A 26,460-nucleotide genomic window follows, 5' to 3' on the forward strand; every position below is an offset into this window, starting at 1 on the left:
ATATGAGCATATGCTCATATATAGGTTATATTTTGTTATGAGGTGGTATGAATATGAAAGCAGAAGAGCATTCTTTCTTAAGTCCAGAGGTAGTTACGGATGTTTCACAGATCTTCAAGGCGCTTGCCGATCCGACCAGGATACGGATTCTGTACATGCTTTCGCAGGAGGAGTGTTCGGTCAACCATATCGCGGAAGTGCTTGAGATATCGCAATCGGCAGTGTCGCATCAACTGGCAATGCTTAGGACAATGAGGCTTGTGAAGTACCGCCGTGAGGGTACGGCCATGCTGTACAGCTGCGATGACGCCCATGTCATCTCACTGCTCAGGCAGGCCATTGACCATGCGGAGCACAGGTAGAGGAGGAACGATCTATGGGAAAGCACAAACACAACGGGCATGCTGATGGCCCTAAGGACAGCTATGGTCAAGAACAAAGTCATCATGAGCATCATCTCGGACATCATGGGCACCACCACGGGCATCATGGGCACCATCATCATGTGGATCTGGAAGGGAACAAGAAGGGGCTAATTATTGCGCTGGCGATTACATTTGGCATTATGCTGCTGGAGTTCTTCGGAGGCCTGTTCACCGGCAGTCTCGCCCTCCTGTCAGACAGCGGGCACATGCTGAGTGACAGCAGTTCGCTTGTGCTCAGCCTGATTGCCGTATGGATCGCGGCCAAGCCGGCATCTCCCAAGAAAACCTACGGCTACCAGCGGTTTGAAATCGTGGCGGCGCTTTTTAACGGTATATCACTGTTTATCATTGCCGGATTTATTGTATGGGAGGCCATCGAGCGTTTCGCAAATCCGCCAGCCGTATCAAGCGGCTCCATGATGGTGATCGCGCTAATTGGCCTGCTGGCCAATCTGTTGAGCGCCTATTTTCTGATGAGCAGGGGCGATGTGAAAAATAACATTAACCTCCGCAGTGCCTATCTGCACATCCTCGGTGATGCGCTTGGCTCCATCGGTGCGATCGGAGCGGGCCTGGTGATGTGGCTGTTCGGCTGGTATATCGCGGACCCGGTCATCAGCATGGCAGTATCCCTGCTAATTTTGCGCGGGGCATGGAGCGTGTTCGTCAACGCGCTGCATATCCTGATGGAAGGCACACCGGAAGCCATTGACCAGCAGTCAGTAAGGGCGGCTCTTGAGCAAATTGACGGTGTGCTTAACGTTCATGACCTCCACATCTGGACAATCACTTCGGGCATGGATTCGCTGAGCTGTCATCTGCTCGTTGATGACAATAGGGACAGCCAGCGCATCCTGCAGCAGGCAATCCGGCTTATCGGCGAACGGTTCGGGATACATCATACAACGATACAGGTTGAAAATTCGGGCATTGAGCATGAAGGTCTTCATCAGTAAGAAAAGGGCGGGCAGCAGAATTTTCCAAGGGTTGAATTAAATAATTGGAGCAATGCAAATAGGTCTGTGGTACTATTTATAATAGGCGGTCAACTCTACACTGCCGGTGTCTATCTTCCGATATAGACCTTGTGTGTTTGACCTTGCGCCTTTTATCGCCTGTCGTTTACATATTCAGCTTAACCGCAACTTTTGAGAAAACTTTAATGGAGCTGACCCGCGATGACCGATCTTTTCCTCCCCTTGATTTTTCTGCTTGGTCCCTACCTGCTGCTCTTTTATATGTCGGCAGAAATCTACCTGCGGAACCCGGGCAGCATCAAGCACCGCCTGACTGCTTTGCTTATTATTTCCATCAGCTTTTTGTTTTTGGGTGAATTCCTGTTCAATGTGCTGCCGTACGAAAAGGCCCAGCTCGCTGCACGATATATTAAGCTTCCGTCGGCTTTCACAACGATGACGATTGGCCTGTACTTTGTCCGTCTGTTCACCTATGCCCGGCTCAGCCGTATATATCAGGTAATGGCCTTGCTTCCGCTATTCGGAATTATACCGCTGGTCTTTCCGCTTCCAGGCTTTGAAATATCCCTTGAGAAGCAGTCTTACTGGTATATCGAGATTTACAGCACGGATCTGATAGCTGTACTCCTAATAACTGGAATCTATTCTATTATATTGTTCTTGCTGCAGCTTTTCAAAGCTCTGCTAAGCAGCAAGCCCAAGCTTCGGGTCCTTAGAGAGAAGGAACGTTACCGGGTTATGCTTCGCGGTGCGGCTCTGACATGCATCTGGGGAGTGCTTGCCCTATTCGTCTTCCGGCCTTATGCAGAGCATGCTCCAATTCTTCCGCCGGGCGCCATGTCGGCTTATAGTGTGCTGTTCCTTGTATATGCGATCCGGCATGTCATGATTAACTATGATTTCCTGTCCACGACCGGAAGAAGATACCAGATGCTGTTCAAGCTGTCCCGTAACGGCATAGCGCTGGTGGATCAGGACGGATATATGGCCGAGACGAATCCAGCTTTCATCCGCATGCTTGGCATTACCGACCAGAAGGATGCCAGCTGGAAGGGCCGGCGGATATATTCCTTCATTACCATAGAGGATGCAAAGCTGTATGAATGGGTTAATGAAAAGTTCGCAGATAAGGAGCCCTTCCATGCGGAAATCCGCGTCACTAACTTCCTGGGCGAGAGCTATATTATGGAAACAGACGTCGAATATATTGAAGTGGACGGGCAGATCTGGTGCTTCATGATGACCAAGGACATCACGCAGCAGAAGGATAGTGAAGCGAAACTGGAGTTTCTGGCCTATCATGATCCACTTACAGGGCTTGGCAACAGACGAAAGTTCCAGGAGCGGCTTGGAGAGTATCTGGAGCAGATGAACCCCGAAACCGATAAGCTGGCTGTGCTGCTGATTGACCTGGACCAATTCAAATGGATTAATGATACACTCGGTCATTCTGCAGGGGATGAACTGCTGCGGATGGCATCGGACCGGCTGCAAACTATTATCCCCGGCAAAGCATGTGTTTCGCGTTTGGGCGGCGATGAATTTATTGTCCTCCTGCCCTGGTTGTCGGGCACGGACGAGGCATTGGAATGCGCGCATCTCATTATTCGGGCCCTCCGGGAGCCGTTTCTGTTTCAGAACAGCCGCTTCCAAATATCAGCCAGCATCGGGATATCGATTGCGCCAAGAGACGGTATGGAAGTGGAATTGATCGTAGGGAGTGCGGACTCCGCCATGTATGAGGCCAAGCGTGAGGGCCGTAACCAGTTCCATCTGTTCCGGCCCTCACAGAAGGCAAATGCCGAGAAGGCATTAAAGCTGGCAAATTGTCTGCAGCGCGCGCTTGAGGAGGAGGAATTCTCGCTCCATTACCAGCCGCAAATTGACATCCGCACGAATCGGGTGATTGGGGTTGAGGCCCTGCTGCGTTGGCGGTCGGCAGAAATCGGTGTCGTATCTCCGGGAGATTTCATTCCGCTGGCCGAAGAGACCGGGGCCATCGTGCCAATCGGGGAATGGGTGATCCGAACGGCACTAGCTGAAGGATTACGCTGGATTAGCTCGGGCAGGGAGGACTTTGTTGTTTCGGTTAATTTGTCAGCCCGCCAGTTGAAGGATCCGACCCTTGCGGCGAAGCTGAGGAGCATGCTGGAGCTTTATCAGTTTCCGCCGGCAAATCTATGTCTGGAAATAACCGAGAGCACGATGATCGGGGATGTGGAGCAGACGCTCAAGGTATGTGAGGAAATCGTCGATATGGGCGTTGCACTGGCGATTGATGATTTTGGGACAGGCTTCTCCTCTCTTGGTTTGCTGAGCCGCTTTCCTTTCCGCACAATCAAGATTGACAAGTCGCTGATCCGCGATATTGAAGCCAGCAGCAAGGATGCCGCAATCATCGAGACCATCATCCGTCTGTCAGAGCATCTGGAGATGGAGGTTTTGGCAGAGGGGGTGGAGACGGAAGCGCAGCTGGATATTCTGAAGCGTCTGGGCTGCCATGAGGTACAGGGATATCTGTGCGGGCATCCCTCTGAACCTGAGGATATCGACCAGCTTCTGATGCCGGATTCGGTCCGAGATACAGACTCAGCGGGCTGATTGGATTTATACCGCTGAAGTGATTAAGATAGAAGCAGACGACGAACAAGTTCACAAGGAGGAATAACTGCTTGGAGCAGCCGCTGGTATCTGTCATCATACCTACGTATAACCGTCCCGTACAGCTTGGAGAGCTGTTGGAATCATTAACTAGACAAACCTACAAGCATTTGGAAATTATTATTGCCAACGATGCCGGTGAGCCGGTAGAGGACATTGTGGCCCTGTATCCTGAATTACAGGTCAAGGTCATTCATCTGCCGGAAAATCGCAAGCATGTTCACGCCCGCAATGCCGCTCTTGCGGAAGCGACCGGCGAGTACATCCTGCTGTGTGACGATGATGACTTGCTGCTCCCGATCCATATCGAACGGATGCTGGCAGCCATAGCCGACTATGATCTGGTGTATTCGGATGTTGAGATCTTTGATTATGAGCTTGTGGACGGGATGCGCAAACCGCTGTCGCGGCGGGTGTTTGCTTATGAGCACGATCCGGCGGAAATGCGGAAGTTCTCTACCTTTGTGCCCTCAGGCTGTTTGTACAGACGCGTCCTGCACGATACACTGGGTCCGTTTGATGAGGCGATGAATCATTACTGGGACTGGGATTTTTATTTGCGCGCAGTGGAGAAATTCCGGGTGGCCCGTGTGCCGAGCGCCGGCGTGCTGTATGCCTTCTCCCAGCAGGGGGGCAATATATCAGGCGCGCAGGGGGACTCGCACAGGAAGCATCTTGACCTGCTCTCAGAGAAGCATGGGCTGGGAAGCCTGCCTACCAAGAACTTTTTTGTTCTGCTCGACGAGCCGGATGTGAAGAAGCGGGAGGCTGCAACAGAAGTGCTGTGGGACGGCGAGCCGATTCCCTCGCGCAGGCGTAATCCCGGCCTTGGCTAGTGGAGGCAGATATGCTTGACTGCAATGCTTAGGCGTTGTAGTCTGGATATATAGTTAGCCGGCTAAATAAAGGAGGGTTCTGATGGAATTTGATATTCGTCAATCGACGGGCCATCTGATGGTCCATGTTATGAAGCTGCACCGGCACACCTTCCACAAGCTTACAGAAGAGTACGATATCTTCCCGGGCCAGCCGCCGCTGCTGTTCCGCCTGCATGAGAAGGACGGGCAGAGCCAAAAGGAACTGGCTGAGAGCATGAGGGTTAAGCCCGCCACCTTGACCGTAATGATCAACCGGATGGTCAAGAACGGCCATGTCGTCCGCAGGCCTGATCCTGCCGACCAGCGTGTATCCCGCGTATATCTGACTGATCGCGGACGCAGTGTAATGGATTCCGTCAGGGAAGCGCTTGCTCTGCTGGAGGAGGTGTCCTTCCGCAGCTTTAGCGCGGAGGACAAGCAGCTGTTCCACCGGCAGCTGCAGCAGATGGTGAAGGACTTGTCAGAGTTTGACGCTGGCAAGTATGCGGAAGGCGGCAGTACAACAGAAATGGAGTGATGAAGAAGCATGGGACGATTGGCGGTTTATCTGAAGCCTTACCGGGCTGCGGTGCTGCTGGCCCCGCTGCTGATGATCCTGGAGGTATGCATGGATCTGCTGCAGCCAAGGCTGATGGCCTCGATTGTGAATAACGGCATTATGGAAGGCGACCTGTCAGCCATCTGGAAGACAGGCATGCTTATGATTGGCGCGGCCATCATCGGTCTGATCGGGGGGTTCGGCTGTACGGTCTATTCTTCGAAGGCGGCGCTTGGATTCGGGGCGGACCTGCGGCTCAGCCTGTTTCGCAAGGTTCAGACCTATTCCTTCGACAATCTGGACCGCTTCTCGGCCGGGTCACTGGTAACGAGACTGACAGGCGATGTGGTACAGCTGCAAAATATGGTCCAGATGTCGCTGAGAATGTTTGTCCGTGACATCTCGCTTACCGTGGGCAGCATTGTGATGATGTTCATGCTGAATGCCCGGCTTGCTCTTATACTGGTTATCATTGTTCCGCTGCTGATCCTGATCCTGGTAGTGCTTGGGCGATACGCGGCTCCCTTGTTTGGCAGGGTGCAGGAGCGGCTGGATAAGGTCAACACGGTGCTGCAGGAGAATCTGTCCGGCATCCGTGTGGTCAAGGCATTTGTAAGGGAGCGATTCGAACGCAGCCGTTTTGGCCGGGCCAATACCGATTATCTGGAGATGGCCCTGAAGGCGGCACGCACTATTGCGCTTGGGATGCCGCTGATGATGCTGGTGCTCAACTTCGGAATCGTAGCGATCATCTGGTTCGGCGGCATCAGCACATGGAACAGCGGTTTTCCAGTCGGGGACTTGGCGGCATTCATCAGTTATATGACGCAGATGCTGTTCGCTATGATGGCGCTCGGTATGCAGCTGGTCATGTTCTCCCGGGCCAAGGCATCTGCAGACCGGGTGAACGAGGTGTTGGAGGAAGTGCCTGGTATCGAGGACCGGAAGCCCGGACAGGCTGGAGTTCGAGAGGGGCTGGTTAGCGGCGGCCTTAAGGGCAGCATCACCTTCGATAATGTTTCGTTTGAGTATGGGAAGGATGGAGCCGCTCCTGTGCTTAAGAACATCACGCTTCATATTCAGGCGGGCGAGACGGTTGGTATCCTGGGGGCTACCGGATCCGGCAAGACATCGCTCGTCAGCCTGATCCCACGATTATATGATGTCACTGAAGGCGCTGTGCTGATCGACGGCGTCAATGTGAAGGATATGGACGCCCGCCAGCTGCGCAGCCGGATTGGAATGGTGCTGCAGCAGGCGGTGCTGTTCACGGGGACGATTCGCGATAATATCCGGTTCGGGCGTCCGGAGGCGACGGAGGAAGAAATCATCGAGGCTGCCCGGGCGGCTCAGGCTCATGACTTCATCATGAAGCTGCCAGCCGGTTATGATACGGAGCTTGGACAGCGCGGCGTCAATCTCTCCGGGGGACAGAAGCAGCGTATTTCGATAGCTCGGGCGCTGCTTCTTAAGCCGGATATTCTGATTCTCGATGACAGTACGAGCGCCGTCGACCTTACGACCGAGGCCCGGATTCAGCAGGCTCTCGGCGGCCTGATGAAGGGATGTACCCGTGTTGTAATAGCCCAGCGGATCTCATCTGTGGAGGATGCGGATCGGATTATTGTGCTGGATAGCGGTGCATTGTCGGCCGTTGGAACCCATGAGGAGCTGATGCGGACCAGCAGCGTTTATCAGGAGATTTATGCGTCCCAGCAGCGGAAGGAGGCGGTAAGACATGGCTGAACCTGGGGGAAATATGAATGCAAAGGAAGCTAAGCAGCCGCCATTGCCGCCGTTTGGCGCCGGACGGGCACGCGGGCCGATGGTCAAGGTGAGGGCCCGCAACACCCGGGCTACGCTAGTGCGGCTGTGGAAGGTACTGCGGCAGCAGCGGGGCGGCCTGCTGGCTGTTCTTCTGCTGGTCATCTGCGGAGCAGCCGCATCACTCGCCGGGCCATATCTGATCGGCCGGGCGATCGACGAATACATTCTGCAGCATGACCGGAGCGGGCTTCTCCGCACCTGTCTGATTTTGCTGCTCGTGTATGTTACGGGCGCCATCGTGACCTGGCTGCAGGCTTACCTGATGGTCGGGATATCAGGACGCACAGTCTGGACACTGCGGCGGGATCTGTTTGGCCATCTCCAGAAGCTTCCGCTGCGGTTCTTCGACAAGAAGACGCACGGCGAGCTGATGAGCCGGACGACCAATGATATTGAGAATGTATCGAACACATTGAACCAGAGCCTGGTGCAGCTCATTAACAGCGTGATGATGCTGGTCGGCTCGCTGACAATGATGCTCGTGCTGAATGTGTGGCTGACGATTATCGCGCTGGTGACCATCCCGCTGGTCATGCTGACGGTCAGGCTTATCGCCGCCCGCACCCGCCAGCAGTTCGCGAGCCAGCAGCAGCATCTTGGCGACCTGAACGGCCTGATTGAGGAGACGATCTCCGGCCAGAAGGTCGTGAAGATGTACAACCGTGAAGATAAGGTGGTCAGCCAGTTCAGCGCCATTAACGGCCAGCTTGCCGCTGCAGGCATCCGGGCCCAGATATTGTCCGGCGCTCTCGGGCCGGTCAACAACATGATGAGTCACTTCAATTATATTCTGCTGGCGGTCGCAGGCGGCTGGATGACGCTGAATGGCTATGCATCCATCGGAATCATCGTCAGCTTCCTCACGTATTCACGGCAGTTCAGCAATCCGGTCAACGAGCTGGCCAACCAGTATAACATGATCCAGTCGGGTGTGGCCGGTGCGGAGCGCGTGTTCGAAATCATGGACGAGTCCACCGAATATGAGGATGACAGGCAGGGCGAGGAGCTCGGCGATATTCAGGGCGAGGTGCGCTTCGAGCAGGTGACCTTCCGCTATGGCGACGACATCACGCTGAGGGATGTGTCCTTCACAGCGAAGCCAGGAGATACCATCGCGCTGGTCGGGCCGACAGGTGCCGGCAAAACGACTGTCATCAACCTGCTGACACGATTCTACGAGATAGAATCGGGTGCCATCCGGATCGACGGGCGTGATATCCGTGAGGTCAGCAAGGATAGCCTGCGCAGCCGCATCGGGATGGTGCTGCAGGATGCTTATCTGTTCGCGGGTACCGTGAAGGATAATATCCGGTATGGGCGGACAGATGCATCCGAGGAGGATATCCGCCGGGCTGCGCAGCTTGCCGGGGCGGAAGGCTTTATTCAGAAGCTGCCAGACGGTTATGACACTGTGCTGCATGCGGAGGGCGGCAACCTCAGTCAGGGACAGCGGCAGCTGCTGACAATCGCCCGTGCCATTCTGGCGGACCCCGCGATCCTGATCTTCGACGAGGCCACGAGCAGTGTTGACACCCGTACGGAGATGCAGATACAGGATGCGATGAACAAGCTGATGCACGGACGCACCAGCTTCGTCATTGCCCACCGGCTCAGCACGATTCGCAGTGCGGATCAGATTCTGTTCGTGCAAGATGGTGAAATTGCCGAGCGCGGCACTCACGACGAGCTGCTGGCCAGGGGCGGCAAGTATTACGGGCTGTATGCCAACCAGCTTACACAGCCTGAGACGGGCTAGCGGCGAAGGTATTCACGGCACGGTGAGTATGTAAATGGATAATGGCGCAGGAATGGCGTAAAGGGTTACGCTGTCCTGCGCTTTTTTATACGGACAGCGACAGGCTTACCAGCAAACCGTGTTTGGATGTCCGCGGTTTTTGAACCTTCTGCACGCATGAATCGTCGAATACATGTCTCCAGCATTCTGCTTTTGTTTACATCTTGGAAACAAGTTCGACATGACGGAGACGCATTGTTGAGGCATACTTGTTGGTATAAGATAGATAATCTATGCACGGAAGATAGCTGACAGACCGAATGGCCCGTTGCAGGAAGCGGAGGGACACCGTTTGACACAACCGAAGAAGCTGCTCGTCGCGGACGATGAGCCGAATATAGCGAATGCTGTCGCCTATGCCTTCCGCAGGGAAGGGTATCTGGTGGAGACGGCCGGCGACGGCGAGGAAGCGGTCGCTAAGGCGGGGACATTTCAGCCTGATCTGATGATTGTGGATGTGATGATGCCTAAGCTGACCGGCTATGATGTATGCCGCAGGCTCGAAGACCGCAGGGGAATGGGCATTATTCTGCTGACCGTCAAGAATGATATCGTTGACAAGGTGCTTGGGCTGGAGCTTGGCGCCGATGATTATATGACCAAACCGTTCGATATCCGGGAGCTGATCGCCCGCTCGAAGGCGCTGCTGCGGCGCATTGAGAAGAATGGCAAAGCGGAGCGGCAGGCAGATGAGATTGCGATTGGCAGCGTCAGGATCAAGCCGGCGCAGCGTCTGCTCACTGTGGACGGGGACGCGGTGGAGCTGACACCCAAGGAATTTGATCTCGCCGCGCTGCTGATGACGCATCCGGAACGGGTGTATACGCGGGAAGAACTGCTGGAGCTGGTATGGGGGATGGACTATGCCGGCGGAACAAGGACCGTGGATATTCATATCCAGCGGCTGCGCAAGAAGCTAGGCGCAGGCTGCCAGCATATGCTCCAGACCGTATACGGCATCGGCTACAAGGCATCCGGAGCTCCGGTATGAGAATCAGCATCAAGCTGAAATTCAGCTTGGCGATCGCTGCCCTGCTGGGACTGACGGTCGGTTTGCTTAGCACGCTTGTGCTGCAGGGAATTGAGCGCAACCAGCGCCAGCAGATGGAAGCGCTGCTCGCAAAGCACAGCCAGGTGGCGGGGCAGTATGTGAGGCAGACGTATGTAACAGGTGAGGAGCGGCCTGACCCGACTGATTTCATGACGAGCCGGGGCCAGCGGATGGCCCAGTATATTGCAATGCTGAGCGGACTTCAGACCGTCCTATACGATACGGAAGGCAGAGAGGCCGGCAGCTCTTCGCTCGCAGCGGAGAAGATGGAGATTGCCGATACGCTGGGTTATGCCCTGCAGGGGAAAATCGCCTATCACACCTCTCCGGGCGGGGATTCGCTGCTGTATTTTGCCCCGGTAGAGGGAGAAACAGAGCTGCTGGGTGCGGTGCGGTTTCAATACCCGCTCCGGCAGGACCGCGAATTTCTCGCCCGGATTGAATGGCAGTTCCGGACGGTGGGCATCGCTGTGCTGGTGGGCGGTTTTCTGGCGGGCTACGGCTACTTCTACCGATTCGCTGCGCTGATTGACCGGCTCCGGGGTGCATCCAACCGGATTCGGGCCGGGGAATATTTGGAGCAGCCGCCCGTCAAGCGGCGGGATGAGCTCGGTGAGCTTGGGCGGGATATCTATTATATGAGCACGGCCATCGGGGACAATATCCGCAGCCTGGAGGCGGAGAAGCACAAGCTGGAGCTAGCTGTACAGAAGCTTCGGGAGCTGGAGCGGCAGCAGAAGCATTTTATCGGGAATATCAGCCATGAATTCAAGACGCCGCTGACCTCTATCAGGGCTTATATTGATCTGCTGGGCATGTACCCGGATGATCCGAGGCTTCTGGAGGAAGCGGTTGGAAGCATTGGCCGGGAAACAGCGCGGCTTCAGGATATGGTGGATAAGGTGCTGCGTCTGTCAGCTCTGGAGAAGTACGACTTCGAGCAGCACGCGGAGCCGGTTGATATGCTGGAGCTGCTGCAGGATGTCGTGAGCCGGATGAGCGGCAAGGCTGCAAGATTCGGCATCTCGATAACGACTGAGCTGAAGCCGGCAGTGGTGCTGGCAGACCGGGAGAATCTTCTCCATATTATGATTAACCTGCTGGATAACGCAGTGAAATACAATAGGCCGGGCGGCAGCATCCGGCTGGTTATGGCCCCGGAGAATCCCGGCATCCGGATCGATGTAACGGATTCGGGCACCGGAATTCCAGCTGATGCGCGCGATAAAATATTCGAGCCCTTCTTCACGGGGGGAAGCGACCGTTCGCGTGAAACAGGCGGAACAGGGCTCGGTCTGCCGCTGGTGCGCGAGCTTGCCGAGAAGCAGGGCGGATCGGCTCAGCTTACAGCGACAGATGCCGGAGGATCAACCTTTACGGTATATCTGCCGTTGTATAGGGGCTGAATAGTTTACAACTTCGAAACAATCGGATATGCGGACGAAACATAGGGGCTGCATAATGGATCCATAACCGATTGGAGGGATCTTACGTATGAACAACAACATGTGGGGCAAGACGATGACATTAGCAGCGGTGGTGACGATCGCCTCTGCGCTGAGTGCCTGTGGAAGCGGTACGGAGGAGAACAGGCAGACGGTTCAGAAGCCGGATAAGACGATTACGGTGATCGAATCGGGGGAGAAGGCGCAGGACAAGGTGATTGTGGACTCGATCCAGACTGTGGATAATGCTAGAGGGATGGATTTTCTCAGCGAGGATGTGCTCATTATAAGCCGGCCGAATCCGGACGCCGAGCCTGTTCATACTGAAGGCGAGCAGAGCCAGCCAAGCAACCTCTATACGTATGATATGAAGACGAAGGAAGCCAAGGCGCTGAACCCGGCTGATGAGAATCAGGGCTTCGCGGTTCTGTCCCCTGACAGGGAGCATCTCTTCTATAAGACGAATGTGGAAGCTACGAGCTACGGCCATATCCTCAATATGGACACGGGCGAGACTGTAAGGCTGGATACAGACCCTATCAATGTTTACGCTGGCGAGTGGCTGGATAATGCTGCGGTCATGTTCGAGACGTTAAGCGGTCAAGTGATGAGCGGGAGCGCAGATGGAAGCACCGGGGAGCTGCTGCCTGAGGAGACGAAGTCGCTCTTCACAGCGGCTAAGGGTACGAGCGGCATCTATTATGTAGCGGATGAGCAGCTGTACATGCAGCCTGACGAAGGCGGCAAGCCGAAGCAGCTGGCGGGCGAAAGAGTCGTCTGGGTGATTCCTTCGCCGGACGGCAAGCAGCTGGCGGTGGTAAAACGCAGCTCCGACACCGAGATGACGATGTATGTGACCGACCTGCAGGGGAATGAATTGATGAAGCTGGGTTCTGCCACACAGCTGTTCGGCACGAGCTGGTCGCCCGATGGCACCAAGCTTGTCTATAATATGATATCCGAGGAGCGCGGGGAAAAGGGTATTTTTGCAGCGGATACGATTACTGGGACGACAACCTCGCTGACGGTTGAGCTGCAGTATGCGGCCGACAAAATCCGCTGGAGCCCGTCAGGAACGAAGATTGTCGCCTCCACATCAACAGGGCACAATCATTTTGTGACGTATGTAATTACGTTGAAATAACGGACCGGCACAAGCCGGAGACAGGATGTGAGCGTATGGGGAGCGGGGAGCGAATTGAAAGGCTGCGTGAGGTGGAGCATGACTGCTACAGGATGTGTTACCTGCTTACGGAGGATGAGCAGCAGGCCCATGAGGCCGCCAAGCAGATGCTGATAAATTTGTACGCCTCCGACGCTTTTTTTGCAACTGTGGCTTCGGGTGCTAGAGAGAAGTTGCTAAAGCAGGAGGCCATCCGGGTATGCTGCGGCATGCAGGCAATGCGTTCCCGGGTGGGCGCCTGAGCAAGCTGGCGGAGGAAACGACAGTTCCGGTGCTATTAAGCTTGTTAGTTAAACCTGCTCTGATGACGATTTACAGCAGCAGTGACAGAACGCCGCGAGGCGTTTTTTTGTCATCCAATGTTAGGATGGGAATCAACGTCATCATGCAGTATAATGAATCCATTACATGGAAGGAAGGTGTGTAATCACGTGTCCAATAAACTGCGCTGGGGAATCATGGGTGCCGCAGGCATTGCTAAGGGCGCTGTTATACCTGCAATCCAGCAATCGGAGTCGGGCGTTGTGACAGCGCTTGCCAGCCGTGATCAGGACAAGGCGGAGGCTGCAGCCAGAGAGATGAACATACCGGCGGCCTATGGCAGCTATGAGGCGCTGCTTGCGGACCCTGATATTGACGCGGTCTATATCCCGCTGCCTAACCATCTGCACAGGGAGTGGGCCATTCGGGCTGCGGAAGCGGGCAAGCATGTCTTATGCGAGAAGCCGCTCGCGCTGAATGCGGGACAAGCCCAGGAGATGGTGGATGCCTGCGCACGCGCCGGTGTCCATCTGGCTGAAGCGTTCATGTACAGACACCACCCGGTGTATGATCTGGTAGCGGGGATTATCCGTTCGGGCGAAATCGGCGAGATTCGGGCCATTCACAGCGCCTTCACCTTTAACAACGCCGATGACAAGTCGAATGTGCGCTACCGCAAGGATTGGGGTGGCGGTTCCTTGTACGATGTCGGATGCTATCCGCTAAGCGCAGCGCGGCTGCTGCTGGGAGCTGAGCCTGAAGCGGTGACCGTTCAGACCTTCGTATCGGCAGAACACGACAACGTCGACATGATGGCATCGGGGCTTGTCGAATTTGCCGGAGGCGTGGCGCTGACATTCGACTGCGGCATGTGGGCCTCCTTCCGCAATGTGTTGGAGATTGTCGGATCGGTAGGCAGGATTGAGCTTCCGCAGGCATTCGTAATTAACACCGATAACCTGGTCTTTTATGTACATACCGCTGATGAAATGCGGGAGGTTAAAGCTCCTCAGGTCAATGCGTATACCATGCAGGCGGATGATTTTGCGGCAGTGGTAAGGGGCGGGCAGCCGCCGCGCTATGCGGCGCAGGATGCCGTTGCCAATATGCGTCTGATTGATGCCTGTCTGCTGTCGGCAGAGCAGCGGAGCCGGATTACGCTGTAACTGGCCGAAGCTTTGAAACCAGCTCCTATAATATAGGAGCACTTAAGTGACAAGGAGGAATGAGCGAGCAATGGGCACGCTTAGTAGAGAAGATATGCAGTCCATTCGAAATATCTATTGCGTGGGACGTAATTATGCGCAGCATGCGAAGGAGCTCGGCAATGACGTCCCGGCTGAACCGATCGTATTTCTAAAGCCGTCTCATGCGGCAGTGCCGCTTGATGGCTCAGCGGTAGAGGTTGAGGGCAAGCGGGGAGCGGTGCATTATGAAGTGGAGCTGGTGCTGCGCATCGGGGATCGGTACGAGCCGGGAGTGGATCCGGATTCCATCATAGACGGTCTAGCTTTGGGTCTGGACCTGACGCTGCGTGATGTGCAAAGTACTGCAAAATCGGCCGGTCTTCCTTGGCTTAGTGCCAAGGGCTTCCCTTCTTCCGCTCTGCTGACAGGCTGGCAGGAGTACCCGGGCAAGCAGGCGCTCTATAACCGTGAGTTCTCATTGAAGCGCAACGGCCAGGAGGTTCAGCGCGGGTCAGCGTCCCAGATGCTGTTCCACACGAGTGAGCTTATCCGGTATATTGGCCATCGCTTCGGCCTGGATGCCGGAGATATTATCTTCACGGGAACGCCTGCCGGCGTAGGTGCGGTAGAGGACGGCGATCTGCTGGAATGCTTCCTGGCGGAAGAGCTGTTGGGCAGCTGCCGGATCGCACTGCAGAGGTAGGAATCGGTCTAATCACGAATGGTTTACGGTCTAAGCCGTGCAGCTCTTGAGTGGCTGCACGGCTTTTTGTTATGAGTAAAAAGAACATAAGCGCACTTTAAAACACTGCTAAATGGAGCCAGAATAGATCTAATAGTCTGATTATAATTTTCGCTTATAGATTTGAAAATTTAATCGATCCCAAAAAGCTATATAAATCAACAAAATTCTCGTCCTAACTTGGTTAGATAATTATAAGTTTTGGTTATTTAACATACTCTGCAGGGCATGTAAACCGGCGAATCGGTCACGATATGGCACTTAACGGGAGCAATAAGCAGAACCGACCGGATAATGTTCCCTCATCCCAAGTGAGCCATGATAAGCCCTCTATATGGTAGCTGACTGGAAATGACCCCTCTGGAAAACCGTGTTAACATAATAAGCGTTGAACGAAAGATAACGAAGAAAGGTTGTGGGAGTCACGTGAGGAAGGGAATGTTGTACGCACTGCTCGCTGCCGTCATGCTGGTCACAGGCTGCGGGTCCAACGGTACGAACAATGGCGGCGGTAATAATGCCAATGTACCGGCAGCAGGAGAAGCATCTAACAATGCAAGCGCAGTAGGGGGAACGCTCGGCGAAGCGATCGAGCAAGGGTACATAACGATTGGTTTTGCTAATGAGAAGCCGTATGCATATAAAGAAGCAGATGGAACTTTAACAGGCGAAGCCGTAGAGATTGCCAAAACCATTCTGGAGCGTCTCGGTGTACCTGAGGTGCGGGGCGAGCTGACCGAATTCGGCGCATTGATCGGCGGCCTGCAGGCTGGACGGTTTGATATGATTACCGCCGGCATGTTTATTAATCCGGATCGCTGTCCGGCAGTGGCGTTTGCTAATCCGGAATACAGCATCGGTGAGGCGATTGCAGTAAAGAAGGGTAACCCGATGGATATCAAGAGCTATGAGGATATTAAGGAAAAAGGCGCTAAAGTAGCGGTTATGTCCGGTGCGGTTGAGATCGGATATCTGGAGAAATCTGGCGTGCCAAGTGACCAAATCGTCATCGTACCGGATCAGGATGCGGCAGTCAATGCCCTTCAAACCGGCCGTGCGGATGTCATGGCTATGACCGGTCCGGCACTTCAATCCCGTCTGGATGCAGCAAACGATGATAGCCTTGAGCGTGTAGCTGATTTTACCCAGCCGGTAATCGATGGTAAAGACGTGCGCGGTTATGGCGCTTCTGCTTTCCGGATTGATGATACGGAATTCCGGGATGCCTTCAATGCGGAGCTAGAGAAGATGAAGGAATCCGGCGAGCTGCTGGAGATCCTGCAGAAATTTGGTTTTACCGAAGCTGAGCTGCCTGGTGATGTAACGGCAGAGGAGCTCTGCAGCTAAAGCGATGATGGATGTACCGTGGAATGACTTTTTCCCCCTCCTCTGGGAGGGGCTAAAAGTAACGGTGGAGGTGGCCGTTCTGTCCGCATTGGCGGCCATGGTCCTCTCCCTTGTAATCGGACTTTGCCGGGTTTCAAAATTCAAAACTGTGAGGATTATTTCACAGATTTGCGCGGAAGTGTTTCGGGGACTGCCGCTGCTGGTATTGCTGTTCTGGGTATACTTCGCACTGCCTTTCCTCGGTATCGAGTTTGACAAGGTAACGTCGGCAGTTGTCGCCATCGGATTAAACTATGGGGCATTCGGTTCTGAGATTGTCCGAAGCGCGATCCTCGCGGTGCCTAATGGACAGTCAGAGGCGGCCAGGGCGCTTAACTTCAGCCCGCTGCAGCGGATGATTTATATTATTCTTCCGCAGGCGGCGCTGCGGATGCTGCCGCCATTCGGCAATCTGATGATTGAGCTGATCAAGGGCACATCCCTTATCTACTTCATCACACTGTCCGACTTGACCTACCAGGCACTGATTCTGCGTAATAATTTCCTGAACATGACGCCGTATATTTTCTTGCTCTTGCTCTTGATCTATTTTGTGCTCTCGTCTTTCGTATCGGTCACCGTCAGACTGCTTGAGCGGAAGCTTGCGGCGGGGAGGTTGTAACCGATGTGGAATTGGGATTACGCATGGAGTATATTACCGGATCTTATTGCTGCACTGAAGACGACATTCTGGGCAACATTCGGCGGATTTATATTTGCAGCCATAGGCGGTCTTATGCTGGCGCTGCTTGGCAGATCTCCGATTTGGATTATCCGGGCGATTAACCGGCTCATCATTGAGTTTATCCGGAGCACACCGCTGCTCGTACAGCTGTTCTTCCTGTACTTTTACATTCTGCCGACAATGTTTCCGACAGCACCGACCGCATTGGTGAGCGGGATCATTGGTCTGGGTCTTCATTACAGTACCTATATGTCAGAAGTATACCGTTCTGGGATTGATGCGGTCCCGAAGGGACAGTGGGAGGCAGCCAAGGCGCTTAATTTTCCCCGGTCTAAGACCTGGACGTCCATTATCCTGCCGCAGGCCCTGCCGCCCACATTACCGGTTATGGGGAATTATCTGATAGTCATTTTCAAGGAGACCCCGCTTCTGTCTGCGATCACGCTGGTAGAGGTGCTGACAACAGCCAAGAATGCGATCTCGGTCTCGTACCGTCCTTTCGAAGCCTATACACTGGTTGGTGTTATATTCCTGATTATCAGTTATATGTTCTCCTTGCTTGTTCGAATGATGGAGATACGTCTGAACAGGGAACAGAGTGCTTCATCCGGCACGGATTCTCCATCGAAGCCACAGTCCGGAGGGAAAGCCAGATTGAATAAGGAGGTGAAGCAGCAAGCATGAATACGACTGAATTGGAAAAGACGGCCGGTCAGGAAGCTCCAGCCCGGACCCGCAAACCCCAGGGAGCAAGCACAGGAGTTCAGCCGATCGTACGCTACGAGCATGTCAGTAAATCGTTCGGCGACCTGGAGGTTCTGCATGATATTAATTTGGACATTGCTCCTGGTGAAAAGGTTGCCATGATCGGTCCAAGCGGATCCGGCAAGACGACGCTGGGCCGCATGCTCATGACGCTGGAAGAACCGTCCGGAGGTATGATCACAGTTGACGGCGAGCCGCTCTGGCACATGAAATCCAAGGGAAGGCTTGTGAAGGCGAATGAAGCGCATTTACACCGTATGCGCGGCAAAATCGGCATGGTGTTTCAGCACTTCAACCTGTTTCCGCATATGAGCGTGCTGCGCAACGTTACCATTGGCCCGCGTAAGGTACTGGGCGTATCCACTGATGAAGCGCATGAACGCGCGGTAACGATGCTGGGTAAGGTGGGCCTTGGCGATAAGCTGGATGTGTATCCGTCGATGCTGTCCGGAGGACAAAAGCAGCGTGTGGCAATCGCACGGGCACTTGTCATGAGCCCCAAGATCATGGTGTTTGATGAGGTTACATCCGCACTCGATCCCGAGCTGGTCGGCGAGGTGCTTGAGGTCATCAAGGAAATTGCCAGCGAGGGCGAAATGGCCATGATGCTGATTACACACGAAATGGACTTTGCTCGGGATGTAGCAGACCGCGTGATATTCGGCGCGGAAGGCCATATCGTGGAACAGGGCCCGCCTGAGCAGATTTTCGAAAATCCGCAGAGCGAACGGTTACAGTCCTTTTTAAGCCGGTTCCGGCTGTAGCGAAAGCGAAATTCACGATATTCAACATTCCATCACCAAAGGAGCAACCATAAGGCTGCATCACGAGGAGGTGACGTATGGAGTTGAACAAAAAGAAGGATACCGTGAAAATCAGACGCTCCACGAAGAAGGACGGAGCCGCGGTCTATCAATTGATCAAACGGGCGGGCACGCTTGATCTCAACTCAGCGTACTGCTACCTGCTGCTGTGCGACATGTTCAAGGATACATGCGCTGTAGCGGAGGCCGACAACAGGCTGCTTGGATTCGTGTCGGCATTTCGCCGTCCGGATCAGCCGAATACCCTGTTCATCTGGCAGATCGCTGTTGATCCGGACAGCCGGGGGCTTGGGCTTGGGAAGCGCCTGCTGAAGGAAGTGACAGCACGCGGCGGGGAAGAAATCCGCTATGTGGAAGCGACAGTGAGCCCGTCTAATCAAGCTTCCAACCGTCTGTTCCGCACCTTTGCGGAAGCGATGGAAACGAAGCTGGACGTAGCGGCTGACGGCTATCCGTCAACCTTATTTCCGCCTGGTATGACGCACGAGGATGAACCGCTGCTGCGGGTAGGTCCTTTCCGATATAAAGGCAAGCAAGAGCATGCAGGAACAACTGGACAGACCAAGGAAACCAAACCACTCAAGGAGGGATTCGGTGAGCAACGTAAAGGGAACGAAAATCGCAGACAAACCGTCCATGCAAGTGTTTGAGCAATTGGAATCTGAGGTGCGCAGCTACTGCAGAAGCTTCACGACCGTATTCTCGAAGGCAACAGGCGCGAAGATGTGGGATGCGAACAACAATGAATATATCGATTTCTTCGCCGGAGCAGGTTCATTGAACTATGGTCACAACAACCCGGCAATCCGCCGTAAAATCGTGGATTATATGCTGGAAGACGGCATCACACACAGTCTGGATATGGCCACGAAGGCCAAGGAATCCTTCCTTACCACATTGGATGAGACGATTCTGAAGCCTAGGAACCTGACCTATAAAGTCATGTTCCCGGGACCGACGGGAACGAACTCAGTGGAAAGTGCCTTGAAGATTGCCCGCAAGGTTACGGGACGAAATACGGTTATCAGCTTTACCAATGCCTTCCACGGCATGACGCTTGGTTCGCTGGCAGCTACTGGTAACGGCTATAAGCGCGCCGGTGCCGGCGTGGCGCTTGGAGGCACAGCCTTCATGCCGTATGACGGTTATTTTGGTGAAAATGTGAACACGGTGGAATACCTTGCCAAGATGCTCGAGGATCCAGGCAGCGGCGTTGAAACACCGGCAGCGGTCATTCTCGAAACCGTTCAGGGAGAGGGCGGCCTTAATGTGGCTTCCCGCCAGTGGCTGCAGGACATCGAGAAGCTCTGCCGCAAGCATGACGTTCTTCTGATTGTCGATGATGTTCAGATGGGCTGCGGGCGTACGGGAACGTTCTTCAGCTTCGAGGATGCGGGCATCAAGCCGGACATTGTATGTCTGTCCAAGTCGATTGGCGGATATGGTCTGCCGCTGGCGCTGACGCTCATTCATCCGAAGTATGATATCTGGAAGCCGGGTGAGCATAACGGTACCTTCCGCGGCAACAACCTTGGGTTTGTGGCTGCCGAAGCTGCACTTGCTTATTGGAAGGATGACAGCTTCACCCGTGATATTAAGGGTAAGGCGGACGCGATCCGCAGCACCTTGAAGAGACTGATCGAGAAGCTGCCTGAGGGCTCCGTGAAGCATAAGGGCAAAGGCATGATTCAGGGTCTGTCGTTCACCGAGCCGGAGATGGCCTCGAAGCTTTGCGGGCTGGCTTTTGAACGCGGGCTGATCATGGAAACCTCGGGTCCATTCGATGAAGTGGCGAAGCTGATGCCGCCGCTGACGATTGAGCCGGCAGTTCTTGAAGCGGGTCTTAAGATTCTAGAGGGCTGTGTTGATCAGCTCGCCATCAAAGAGGAAGAATTGGTTGGCGCCGGCCAGGCGTAACATTTACCGGGAATAGTGCCGCGGACGCGGCATGATTATATAGAGAAGGAGCGTAATGGCATATGATCGTCAAACATTTGGAAGATGTGCTTGGCACCAAGCATGATGTGGATACAGAGACGTGGAATTCGAGAAGACTGCTGCTGAAGAAGGATGGCATGGGCTTCTCTATGCACGACACGCTGATTAAGGCCGGAACAGAAACGCAGATCTGGTATAAGAACCATCTGGAGGCCGTCTACTGCATCGAAGGCGAAGGTGAAATAGAGCCGGAGGGAGACCGGATATATCCGATTCGCCCGGGTACGCTCTATGCGCTTAACGGCAATGAGAAGCATCTGCTTCGCGCCAAGAGCACGATGCGTATGATCTGTGTCTTCAACCCTCCGGTTACAGGCGAGGAAGTACATGATGCGGACGGCGTTTATCCGCTGCCTGAAGAGGATAAAGCCGCTGCACCATCTGCCTGACGTGCCGCTTCCCGCAGCTAATCGACATGTTTAATGCCTGCTTATCATCCAATACTAAACCATGAATAGGGAGCTGATCGTATGACTATGGAAGTAGGTAACCAATCTACAATCGCGGACAAATATCCTTCCCGTGTATCAGACACGCCGGAGATTACGGATCGTAAGGACCCGGTTGTCTATTCCAATTGGACAGAGGACAGCCCGCTGACCAAGGAGCAGTCGGATTTCTTCGAGCAGAACGGCTATCTGTTCCTGGAGGATTTCCTGCCCGCCCGTGAGGTGGAGGCGCTGCGTGCCGAGCTCCGCAAGATGCTGGAAGAGTATCGCGAGAAGGATGCTGATGGGGTCATTCGTGAGCCGGGAGGCAGAGAGGTACGCTCGGTTTTTGAGGTGCACAAGAATAATATGCTATTCAAAGCGCTCTCGAAGGATCCGCGTCTTGTGGGGATCGTGAGTTACCTGCTGGGCAGCGATGTCTACATTCACCAGTCCAGAATCAATTTCAAGCCTGGCTTCAAGGGCAAGGAGTTCTACTGGCACTCCGACTTTGAAACCTGGCATGTAGAGGACGGCATGCCTTCCATGCGTGCGCTCAGCTGCTCGGTTGCATTGGAAGATAATTTTGAATATAACGGGCCTCTGATGGTTGTACCGGGTTCGCACAAGAAGTTCGTCTCCTGTGTCGGCAAGACGCCGGAAAACCACTTCAAGGAATCGCTGCGCAAGCAGGAATACGGCGTACCGGACAATGACAGCCTTACGAAGCTCGTGAAAGAGCATGGTATCGCTACGCCGGTAGGCAAAGCAGGCTCCATCCTGCTGTTCGACTGCAACATTATGCATGGCTCTAACAGCAATATTACGCCATATCCGCGCAGCAACGTGTTTATGGTGTACAACAGCACGGAGAACAGATTGACGGAGCCCTTCTCCGGTCAAGCTCCGCGTCCTGCCTATATTGCTGAGCGCGGCAACGGCTAATGCTGATCGACTGGCAGACGGTCGTTACGATCATCGCCATTAATGTTGTATATGTATCACTCTTTACGCTGCGCCTTATTCTGGTCATCAAAGGCCGGACGGGCGCAGCCTCTTTCTTGGCGATGATCGAAGTGTTCGTATATTTGGTCGGTCTTAATCTTGTGCTTCAAAATGTCTCCAACCCGGCCAATATGATCGCGTATTGTCTGGGCTTTGGAATCGGGGTATACCTCGGAAGCAAAATTGAGGAGTTCCTGGCTCTCGGTTATATGGTCGTACAGGTGATTGTGGATTCCCTGGCAGTGGACTTGCCCGGCAAGCTCCGCCAGCTTGGGTACGGAGTCACCTCCTGGCCGGCCGACGGGCGGGACGGCCAGCGGCTTGTCATGCAGGTGCTGGTCAAACGCAGCAATGAACGCAGGCTGATGAAGACACTTGCAGACATTGCCCCAAAAGCATTCGTTATCTCACATGAACCGAAGTTCTTCAAAGGAGGCTTCTGGACCAAGCTGACACGATAGCGGACAAGCTGGATTCGACAAGCATAAAGCTCGTTGGAAGGAGCCAAAAGCCGGTCTGCCATAGGCGGATCGGCTATCCTTCTAAATTTGCATTGACCGTTGAGCTTTTTCCATATATCATTGATAATGATTCTCATTAAAGATATGAATGGAAATGGGGTGCTCGGATCAGATGTTCTCGCATGGGGCCAAGCGTTCTTGGGAAGAAATTCAGTATCCGCTTTCCTCGGTAAAGGTCGTCGGGGAAAATTCTATATATGCCGCTACATTAGGAAAGGGTGTATATCGCAGGGAGGCCGGATTTGATTGGAGCCAGCTAAATGAAGGGTTGCCTGATGCTACATCAGTTAACCGGCTAATTCTTCAGCAGGATGTGCTGCATGCCTGCACGGATCATGGACTGTATTATTTGAAGGGGGACAGCTGGTGTTCATCGGATATCGCGATTCCCTGTTTTCAGTATAGACGGCAGGGCGGCTGTAATTTGGCTGCGACGCAGTACGGAATCTGGGAGAACTCGGGGGCCGGCTGGAGCAGATTGGCCATGCCCAATTCAGTCGTGTACGATATACTCCTGCTCCCTCATTATATTATAGCGGCTTATGATCAAGGAATCGCGCTTTATGACCGCTACACAGATGCCTGGGCGGAATTTCCGCTGGACGGGGCAGTAACCGGTCTGACGGTTTATGGAAGCAGAGTGCTGGGAATAACCGAGCAGGGGGAGCTTGCGGTAGGAAACACACGCGGCGGCTTTGAGAAATACCGGTTTGGCAGTCTGTTTATGTTTGCTGTCCGGACTATTGGCCATGACAGCTTTGTATGCACGGATCGCGGCGTATACCGCATCTGCGGATTCCAAGGGTCGATTCGGCTGCAGTCAGTCCAGCTTGGCATGCCTGTAACTGATGTTGATTTCAGTGGGGACCGAATTCATATGGCAACCCTGTTTCAAGGCGTTCAGACCGTTACGAACCCGGTCTGTTAATACACATATTGAATGGAAAGACCTGCGGTTCAGCGCTCAAGCTGCCGTCAGGTCTTTTTGCTGCCAGCTTAAGCCAATTAATAATTTCTAATATTCGCTTTACACTGCGGGTTTGAAGCCTTTTGGTCAGTTTTTCCTGTACTTTAGCCGGAAGGGCTGTGTTATTCTCGTTTGTAAGCCAAAGCGGGATGGTTTTCCTAACCGTTACCAGCTGAGCTGTACATAAAGGCTGCTAAAACAGGGAGGGCAATATGACCGCAACTATCCAGTTAAACAACCCCGAACATAACGATATAAGCAAGGCTGTTCCACAGACTGCGACGATGAAAAACCGCAGACCCGGGCTATTGAAGAGAATATGCGCAGCATCGGCCATCCTGGCCGTTGTAACGGCAGCCCAGCTGGCAACCTCAGCTGCTGCAGCTGCAGTTTATACCACCGAACCAGGTGACAGCTTCTGGAAGCTGTCGCAGCGATTTGGCGTGGAACTGGAGCAGATGCTTGAGAGCAACCCGGAGATTAATCCGAATAATCTGCCCGCAGGAATAGAGATCCATATACCAGATGCCGGACCGGCACCTCTCATCATGTCGGCTTCTCCCAAGCTGCCAACGGTGATGAGTGCCGTGGCGTTCAAAGCGCCCGATTTTTCCAGCCAGCAAAAGACGGGCTCAACCAGTGTGAAACCGGCCAGCTACAAGAAAGCATTGCGGGCCAAGGCCAGTGTCTACACAGCATCAGCAGCTGAGAACGGGAAGTGGGGGGCAGTTGATTATTTCGGCAATCCGCTGGCAATCGGTACCGTTGCCGTGGACCCGAGGCTGATTCCTCTGGGAAGCAAGCTCTATATCACAGGCTACTCGTACAGCGGGCTGCCGGCAGGCGGCATGTATGCTGTTGCTTCAGATATTGGTGGCGCGATTAAGGGCAGCCGGGTCGACATCTTCGTTGCGGACAGCAGGCATAAAGCACTGACGTTCGGCATTCAAGGCGTGACGATATATGTGTTGTAAACGAGCAATGCATCTGATTGAAAAAAACGCTATCCGCGTTGTCCCCGCTGCCCCAGCAGTTCATCGACTGTAACGGTCTGGTAGCCCTTGGCTCTAAGATAACGGAGCAGCTTGGGAATTGCATTAACGGTTCCGCTTAGATCCTGGCTGTCTCCGCCGCCTGCGTGCTGGAGAATGATAGAGCCGGGCTGCAGCGTTTTGCGGATATTGGCCATGATTTTATCACTGCCGATGCTTTTCCAGTCTTCGGAATCGACATCCCAGTTAACCACAATATAGCCCTGCTCCCTTGACCATTCGACCTGACGGGGAAGGATCTCACCGTAAGGCGGGCGGATAAATCGGGGCCTGTAGCCGGTTAGTTTGGCAAGCAGCTGGTCTGTCAGCGTGATCTGCTTGCGGTAAGCAGCCAGTGACGCTTGGGCGAACAGGGCATGCGAATAGGAATGATTCCCCACGAGATGGCCTTCTCGAACCATTCTCTTAACGATCCCAGGGTGCTTCGCCGCCCGGCTGCCGAGCACGAAGAATGTTGCCCGGGTGTGGTGTTTGGCGAGGATATCCAGCACCATTGGAGTATACCGGGGGTCTGGAACATCATCGAAGGTCAAAGCCACAAGCTTGCGCCCGCCGCTCCCCCGTATGACGAAGCTTCCCGAATAACGGCTCTGCAGGACTGACCAGGGGACACGGCGGACGCTGGATTTGCGGTAGCGCTTCCGGCGGGGAGCGGCTTCACTTGTGCTGTTCTTATCTAAAGCCGCTGTCTCAGATTTATTCCCATTCCCCAATTGGACTGCTGAATGGCTCATTGGATACGGATACAAAGAAGGTGTATGTATAACCGATGCCAGCAGCTGAAGGAGCACGGGCAGTATAAGTGCCGTCTGTAAGAACCGCTGCATGTCCGTCCCTCCCTTTAATCATGTAGTAGGACTGATTGGATTCATCCCTACATATTCATACATAGTTTCACCGATTACAGCGTTCTCATGCAGCTGGAGGAAGCTGTAATTTTTATTTCTTCTCCTGAATAATAATACTTTAGAACTAATAATATTCACTAAAGCTATTGTCGAATAGGGATTATTAACTATATAATGAGTCTTGTGACCCAGTGGAAGGATCATGCAGAAAAGGGTAGAGGAGACTAATGATGAGATCAGTAGAAGAAATGCCATTAGCTAGGCAGGTGGATTATGTGTTCCGGCAGCTGGAGAATGAATTGACCAATGCGGTGGGAGGGACAGTATCAATTCAAATCCGGAATAATGCAGTTGGCAAGTATGGAATTAAGCATCATCCGATTGATACACGTGATGGTGTAGTAAAGCCTTGCAGCGGAACTGGACTGTCCGCAGATCAGGTGGCGGCCTTCCGTAAGATGGCGGTGGAGGTGCTGCAGATGAAGCGCAGCTGGACACATGGGGAAATTCAATACGATTTTTCAGTGAGGGAAAGCAGCAAGAACTGGTCTGCCAGTGTGATGTACGAATCCAATTACAATGCCGTTAACTGGATGAGCAGGTACCAGCCTCAGCATAAAACCTCATTCATGGAATTCAATTAGTGTTCGCTTAAGTTACAAAGAAATAAGCCCGCAGCGGTTATAGCTGCGGGCTTGAGTGCGTCAGAGCTTAACGGCCGAAGCGGCCAGCCAGCTGCTCTTCCGCAATTTGAACCAAGCGGCGTGTGATATAGCCGCCGATTGCGCCGGTGTCGCGGGTTGCCATATAACCGTAGTAGCCGTCCTGTGGAATCTGGATACCGAGCTCCTGCGCAACCTCATATTTGAGCTGCTTGAGAGCTGCGCTGGCTTGCGGAATGACGAGCGTGTTGCTGTTGCGGTTATTAGATGCCATCCTGCTCACCTCCTTTGCTGCCCTTAGTATGGTTATGCAGGATAAAAATATTCATCCATAAACATTCAGGAAGCG

The 26,460-nt window shown here is 53.8% G+C and carries 28 protein-coding genes; 26 read left to right on the top strand and 2 right to left on the bottom strand.

Translation table 11 applies throughout. The features are described from left to right. Positions 1 to 53: 53 nt before the first annotated feature. From L1N82_RS08865 to L1N82_RS08985, 25 genes are all read left to right on the top strand, one after another. The gene (locus tag L1N82_RS08865) at positions 54 to 362 is read left to right on the top strand and encodes an ArsR/SmtB family transcription factor (RefSeq protein WP_235287033.1); all 309 of its coding nucleotides are present in this window, start codon (positions 54 to 56) and stop codon (positions 360 to 362) included. A 14-nt stretch (positions 363 to 376) separates the two neighbouring features. After that, positions 377 to 1,381: a cation diffusion facilitator family transporter gene (locus L1N82_RS08870; RefSeq protein ID WP_235287034.1), complete on the top strand. Its 1,005-nt coding sequence runs from the start codon at positions 377 to 379 to the stop codon at positions 1,379 to 1,381. 222 nt (positions 1,382 to 1,603) lie between these two features. After that, complete coding sequence (locus L1N82_RS08875) at positions 1,604 to 4,003, top strand: putative bifunctional diguanylate cyclase/phosphodiesterase (RefSeq protein ID WP_235287035.1); 2,400 nt, start codon at positions 1,604 to 1,606, stop codon at positions 4,001 to 4,003. A 71-nt stretch (positions 4,004 to 4,074) separates the two neighbouring features. Then, complete coding sequence (locus L1N82_RS08880; RefSeq protein ID WP_235287036.1) at positions 4,075 to 4,899, top strand: glycosyltransferase family 2 protein; 825 nt, start codon at positions 4,075 to 4,077, stop codon at positions 4,897 to 4,899. 82 nt (positions 4,900 to 4,981) lie between these two features. Then, positions 4,982 to 5,458, top strand: coding sequence for a MarR family winged helix-turn-helix transcriptional regulator (locus L1N82_RS08885; protein ID WP_235287037.1), 477 nt, complete (start codon positions 4,982 to 4,984; stop codon positions 5,456 to 5,458). 9 nt (positions 5,459 to 5,467) lie between these two features. Then, a complete protein-coding gene (locus L1N82_RS08890) occupies positions 5,468 to 7,225 on the top strand; it encodes an ABC transporter ATP-binding protein (RefSeq protein WP_235287038.1) in 1,758 nt (585 codons plus the stop codon). After that, entirely contained in the window at positions 7,218 to 9,062 is a 1,845-nt protein-coding gene (locus L1N82_RS08895; RefSeq protein WP_235287039.1) for an ABC transporter ATP-binding protein, read from the top strand. The genes L1N82_RS08890 and L1N82_RS08895 overlap by 8 nt, the downstream gene beginning before the upstream one ends. Positions 9,063 to 9,393: 331 nt before the next feature. After that, complete coding sequence (locus tag L1N82_RS08900; RefSeq protein ID WP_235287040.1) at positions 9,394 to 10,092, top strand: response regulator transcription factor; 699 nt, start codon at positions 9,394 to 9,396, stop codon at positions 10,090 to 10,092. Beyond that, positions 10,089 to 11,558, top strand: a complete 1,470-nt coding sequence (locus L1N82_RS08905; protein WP_235287041.1) for a sensor histidine kinase — start codon at positions 10,089 to 10,091, stop codon at positions 11,556 to 11,558. Before L1N82_RS08900 ends, L1N82_RS08905 begins: the two co-directional genes overlap by 4 nt. Positions 11,559 to 11,646: 88 nt before the next feature. Further along, positions 11,647 to 12,741 (top strand): TolB family protein, encoded by a 1,095-nt coding sequence (locus L1N82_RS08910; protein WP_235287042.1) that lies wholly within the window; start codon positions 11,647 to 11,649, stop codon positions 12,739 to 12,741. A 35-nt stretch (positions 12,742 to 12,776) separates the two neighbouring features. Continuing rightward, complete coding sequence (locus tag L1N82_RS08915; protein WP_235287043.1) at positions 12,777 to 13,022, top strand: hypothetical protein; 246 nt, start codon at positions 12,777 to 12,779, stop codon at positions 13,020 to 13,022. Continuing rightward, positions 12,980 to 13,207, top strand: coding sequence for a hypothetical protein (locus L1N82_RS08920; protein ID WP_235287044.1), 228 nt, complete (start codon positions 12,980 to 12,982; stop codon positions 13,205 to 13,207). Before L1N82_RS08915 ends, L1N82_RS08920 begins: the two co-directional genes overlap by 43 nt. Before the next feature lie 4 nt (positions 13,208 to 13,211). Beyond that, positions 13,212 to 14,207 (top strand): Gfo/Idh/MocA family protein, encoded by a 996-nt coding sequence (locus tag L1N82_RS08925; protein ID WP_235287045.1) that lies wholly within the window; start codon positions 13,212 to 13,214, stop codon positions 14,205 to 14,207. A 70-nt stretch (positions 14,208 to 14,277) separates the two neighbouring features. After that, positions 14,278 to 14,931 carry a fumarylacetoacetate hydrolase family protein gene (locus L1N82_RS08930; protein ID WP_235287046.1) on the top strand — a complete coding sequence of 218 codons (654 nt, stop codon included), beginning with the start codon at positions 14,278 to 14,280 and terminating at the stop codon, positions 14,929 to 14,931. A 477-nt stretch (positions 14,932 to 15,408) separates the two neighbouring features. After that, a complete protein-coding gene (ehuB, locus tag L1N82_RS08935; protein WP_268821909.1) occupies positions 15,409 to 16,317 on the top strand; it encodes an ectoine/hydroxyectoine ABC transporter substrate-binding protein EhuB in 909 nt (302 codons plus the stop codon). Positions 16,318 to 16,321: 4 nt separating this feature from the next. After that, positions 16,322 to 16,978: an ectoine/hydroxyectoine ABC transporter permease subunit EhuC gene (gene ehuC / locus L1N82_RS08940; RefSeq protein WP_328284459.1), complete on the top strand. Its 657-nt coding sequence runs from the start codon at positions 16,322 to 16,324 to the stop codon at positions 16,976 to 16,978. 3 nt (positions 16,979 to 16,981) lie between these two features. Then, positions 16,982 to 17,725 (top strand): ectoine/hydroxyectoine ABC transporter permease subunit EhuD, encoded by a 744-nt coding sequence (ehuD, locus tag L1N82_RS08945; RefSeq protein ID WP_235287048.1) that lies wholly within the window; start codon positions 16,982 to 16,984, stop codon positions 17,723 to 17,725. After that, positions 17,722 to 18,570, top strand: a complete 849-nt coding sequence (gene ehuA, locus L1N82_RS08950) for an ectoine/hydroxyectoine ABC transporter ATP-binding protein EhuA (protein ID WP_268821899.1) — start codon at positions 17,722 to 17,724, stop codon at positions 18,568 to 18,570. Before ehuD ends, ehuA begins: the two co-directional genes overlap by 4 nt. A 77-nt stretch (positions 18,571 to 18,647) precedes the next feature. After that, positions 18,648 to 19,280 (top strand): diaminobutyrate acetyltransferase, encoded by a 633-nt coding sequence (gene ectA, locus L1N82_RS08955; RefSeq protein WP_235287049.1) that lies wholly within the window; start codon positions 18,648 to 18,650, stop codon positions 19,278 to 19,280. Beyond that, positions 19,267 to 20,547, top strand: a complete 1,281-nt coding sequence (gene ectB, locus L1N82_RS08960) for a diaminobutyrate--2-oxoglutarate transaminase (RefSeq protein ID WP_235287348.1) — start codon at positions 19,267 to 19,269, stop codon at positions 20,545 to 20,547. Before ectA ends, ectB begins: the two co-directional genes overlap by 14 nt. A 62-nt stretch (positions 20,548 to 20,609) precedes the next feature. After that, positions 20,610 to 21,017 carry an ectoine synthase gene (locus L1N82_RS08965; protein WP_235287050.1) on the top strand — a complete coding sequence of 136 codons (408 nt, stop codon included), beginning with the start codon at positions 20,610 to 20,612 and terminating at the stop codon, positions 21,015 to 21,017. An 81-nt stretch (positions 21,018 to 21,098) separates the two neighbouring features. After that, complete coding sequence (thpD, locus tag L1N82_RS08970; protein WP_328284460.1) at positions 21,099 to 22,001, top strand: ectoine hydroxylase; 903 nt, start codon at positions 21,099 to 21,101, stop codon at positions 21,999 to 22,001. After that, positions 22,001 to 22,522 carry a DUF2179 domain-containing protein gene (locus L1N82_RS08975; RefSeq protein WP_235287051.1) on the top strand — a complete coding sequence of 174 codons (522 nt, stop codon included), beginning with the start codon at positions 22,001 to 22,003 and terminating at the stop codon, positions 22,520 to 22,522. Before thpD ends, L1N82_RS08975 begins: the two co-directional genes overlap by 1 nt. A 148-nt stretch (positions 22,523 to 22,670) precedes the next feature. Next, positions 22,671 to 23,510 carry a hypothetical protein gene (locus L1N82_RS08980; protein WP_235287052.1) on the top strand — a complete coding sequence of 280 codons (840 nt, stop codon included), beginning with the start codon at positions 22,671 to 22,673 and terminating at the stop codon, positions 23,508 to 23,510. 251 nt (positions 23,511 to 23,761) lie between these two features. Continuing rightward, entirely contained in the window at positions 23,762 to 24,523 is a 762-nt protein-coding gene (locus L1N82_RS08985) for a 3D domain-containing protein (protein ID WP_235287053.1), read from the top strand. Between the two features lie 29 nt (positions 24,524 to 24,552). Here L1N82_RS08985 and L1N82_RS08990 read toward each other — a convergent pair whose 3' ends face one another. Next, on the bottom strand, positions 24,553 to 25,428 hold the full coding sequence (locus L1N82_RS08990) for a polysaccharide deacetylase family protein (RefSeq protein WP_235287054.1): 876 nt from the start codon (positions 25,426 to 25,428) through the stop codon (positions 24,553 to 24,555). A 251-nt stretch (positions 25,429 to 25,679) separates the two neighbouring features. Between L1N82_RS08990 and L1N82_RS08995 the strand changes: the two genes are divergently transcribed. Further along, complete coding sequence (locus L1N82_RS08995; RefSeq protein ID WP_235287055.1) at positions 25,680 to 26,093, top strand: O-methyltransferase; 414 nt, start codon at positions 25,680 to 25,682, stop codon at positions 26,091 to 26,093. Between the two features lie 67 nt (positions 26,094 to 26,160). On the opposite strand, the gene L1N82_RS09000 is transcribed toward L1N82_RS08995, so the two are convergent. Continuing rightward, on the bottom strand, positions 26,161 to 26,385 hold the full coding sequence (locus L1N82_RS09000; protein ID WP_235287056.1) for an alpha/beta-type small acid-soluble spore protein: 225 nt from the start codon (positions 26,383 to 26,385) through the stop codon (positions 26,161 to 26,163). Between the last annotated feature and the right edge of the window lie 75 nt (positions 26,386 to 26,460).

Origin of the sequence: Paenibacillus tarimensis, from assembly GCF_021532315.1 — a bacterium.
Lineage (GTDB): Bacteria > Bacillota > Bacilli > Paenibacillales > Paenibacillaceae > Paenibacillus_I > Paenibacillus_I tarimensis.

What these genes read in the sequence shown, in the direction of transcription:
- ectB (WP_235287348.1), top strand. Translation starts at nt 19,267, where the DNA reads ATGCAAGTGTTTGAGCAATTGGAATCTGAGGTGCGCAGCTACTGCAGA.
- L1N82_RS08870 (WP_235287034.1), top strand. Translation starts at nt 377, where the DNA reads ATGGGAAAGCACAAACACAACGGGCATGCTGATGGCCCTAAGGACAGC.
- L1N82_RS08890 (WP_235287038.1), top strand. Translation starts at nt 5,468, where the DNA reads ATGGGACGATTGGCGGTTTATCTGAAGCCTTACCGGGCTGCGGTGCTG.
- L1N82_RS08910 (WP_235287042.1), top strand. Translation starts at nt 11,647, where the DNA reads ATGAACAACAACATGTGGGGCAAGACGATGACATTAGCAGCGGTGGTG.
- ehuD (WP_235287048.1), top strand. Translation starts at nt 16,982, where the DNA reads ATGTGGAATTGGGATTACGCATGGAGTATATTACCGGATCTTATTGCT.
- ehuC (WP_328284459.1), top strand. Translation starts at nt 16,322, where the DNA reads ATGATGGATGTACCGTGGAATGACTTTTTCCCCCTCCTCTGGGAGGGG.
- L1N82_RS08995 (WP_235287055.1), top strand. Translation starts at nt 25,680, where the DNA reads ATGAGATCAGTAGAAGAAATGCCATTAGCTAGGCAGGTGGATTATGTG.
- L1N82_RS09000 (WP_235287056.1), bottom strand. Translation starts at nt 26,385, where the DNA reads ATGGCATCTAATAACCGCAACAGCAACACGCTCGTCATTCCGCAAGCC.
- L1N82_RS08885 (WP_235287037.1), top strand. Translation starts at nt 4,982, where the DNA reads ATGGAATTTGATATTCGTCAATCGACGGGCCATCTGATGGTCCATGTT.
- ehuA (WP_268821899.1), top strand. Translation starts at nt 17,722, where the DNA reads ATGAATACGACTGAATTGGAAAAGACGGCCGGTCAGGAAGCTCCAGCC.
- L1N82_RS08920 (WP_235287044.1), top strand. Translation starts at nt 12,980, where the DNA reads ATGCTGCGGCATGCAGGCAATGCGTTCCCGGGTGGGCGCCTGAGCAAG.
- ectA (WP_235287049.1), top strand. Translation starts at nt 18,648, where the DNA reads ATGGAGTTGAACAAAAAGAAGGATACCGTGAAAATCAGACGCTCCACG.
- L1N82_RS08915 (WP_235287043.1), top strand. Translation starts at nt 12,777, where the DNA reads ATGGGGAGCGGGGAGCGAATTGAAAGGCTGCGTGAGGTGGAGCATGAC.
- ehuB (WP_268821909.1), top strand. Translation starts at nt 15,409, where the DNA reads ATGTTGTACGCACTGCTCGCTGCCGTCATGCTGGTCACAGGCTGCGGG.
- L1N82_RS08980 (WP_235287052.1), top strand. Translation starts at nt 22,671, where the DNA reads ATGGAAATGGGGTGCTCGGATCAGATGTTCTCGCATGGGGCCAAGCGT.
- L1N82_RS08865 (WP_235287033.1), top strand. Translation starts at nt 54, where the DNA reads ATGAAAGCAGAAGAGCATTCTTTCTTAAGTCCAGAGGTAGTTACGGAT.
- L1N82_RS08975 (WP_235287051.1), top strand. Translation starts at nt 22,001, where the DNA reads ATGCTGATCGACTGGCAGACGGTCGTTACGATCATCGCCATTAATGTT.
- L1N82_RS08990 (WP_235287054.1), bottom strand. Translation starts at nt 25,428, where the DNA reads ATGCAGCGGTTCTTACAGACGGCACTTATACTGCCCGTGCTCCTTCAG.
- L1N82_RS08905 (WP_235287041.1), top strand. Translation starts at nt 10,089, where the DNA reads ATGAGAATCAGCATCAAGCTGAAATTCAGCTTGGCGATCGCTGCCCTG.
- thpD (WP_328284460.1), top strand. Translation starts at nt 21,099, where the DNA reads ATGACTATGGAAGTAGGTAACCAATCTACAATCGCGGACAAATATCCT.
- L1N82_RS08930 (WP_235287046.1), top strand. Translation starts at nt 14,278, where the DNA reads ATGGGCACGCTTAGTAGAGAAGATATGCAGTCCATTCGAAATATCTAT.
- L1N82_RS08875 (WP_235287035.1), top strand. Translation starts at nt 1,604, where the DNA reads ATGACCGATCTTTTCCTCCCCTTGATTTTTCTGCTTGGTCCCTACCTG.
- L1N82_RS08985 (WP_235287053.1), top strand. Translation starts at nt 23,762, where the DNA reads ATGACCGCAACTATCCAGTTAAACAACCCCGAACATAACGATATAAGC.
- L1N82_RS08965 (WP_235287050.1), top strand. Translation starts at nt 20,610, where the DNA reads ATGATCGTCAAACATTTGGAAGATGTGCTTGGCACCAAGCATGATGTG.
- L1N82_RS08895 (WP_235287039.1), top strand. Translation starts at nt 7,218, where the DNA reads ATGGCTGAACCTGGGGGAAATATGAATGCAAAGGAAGCTAAGCAGCCG.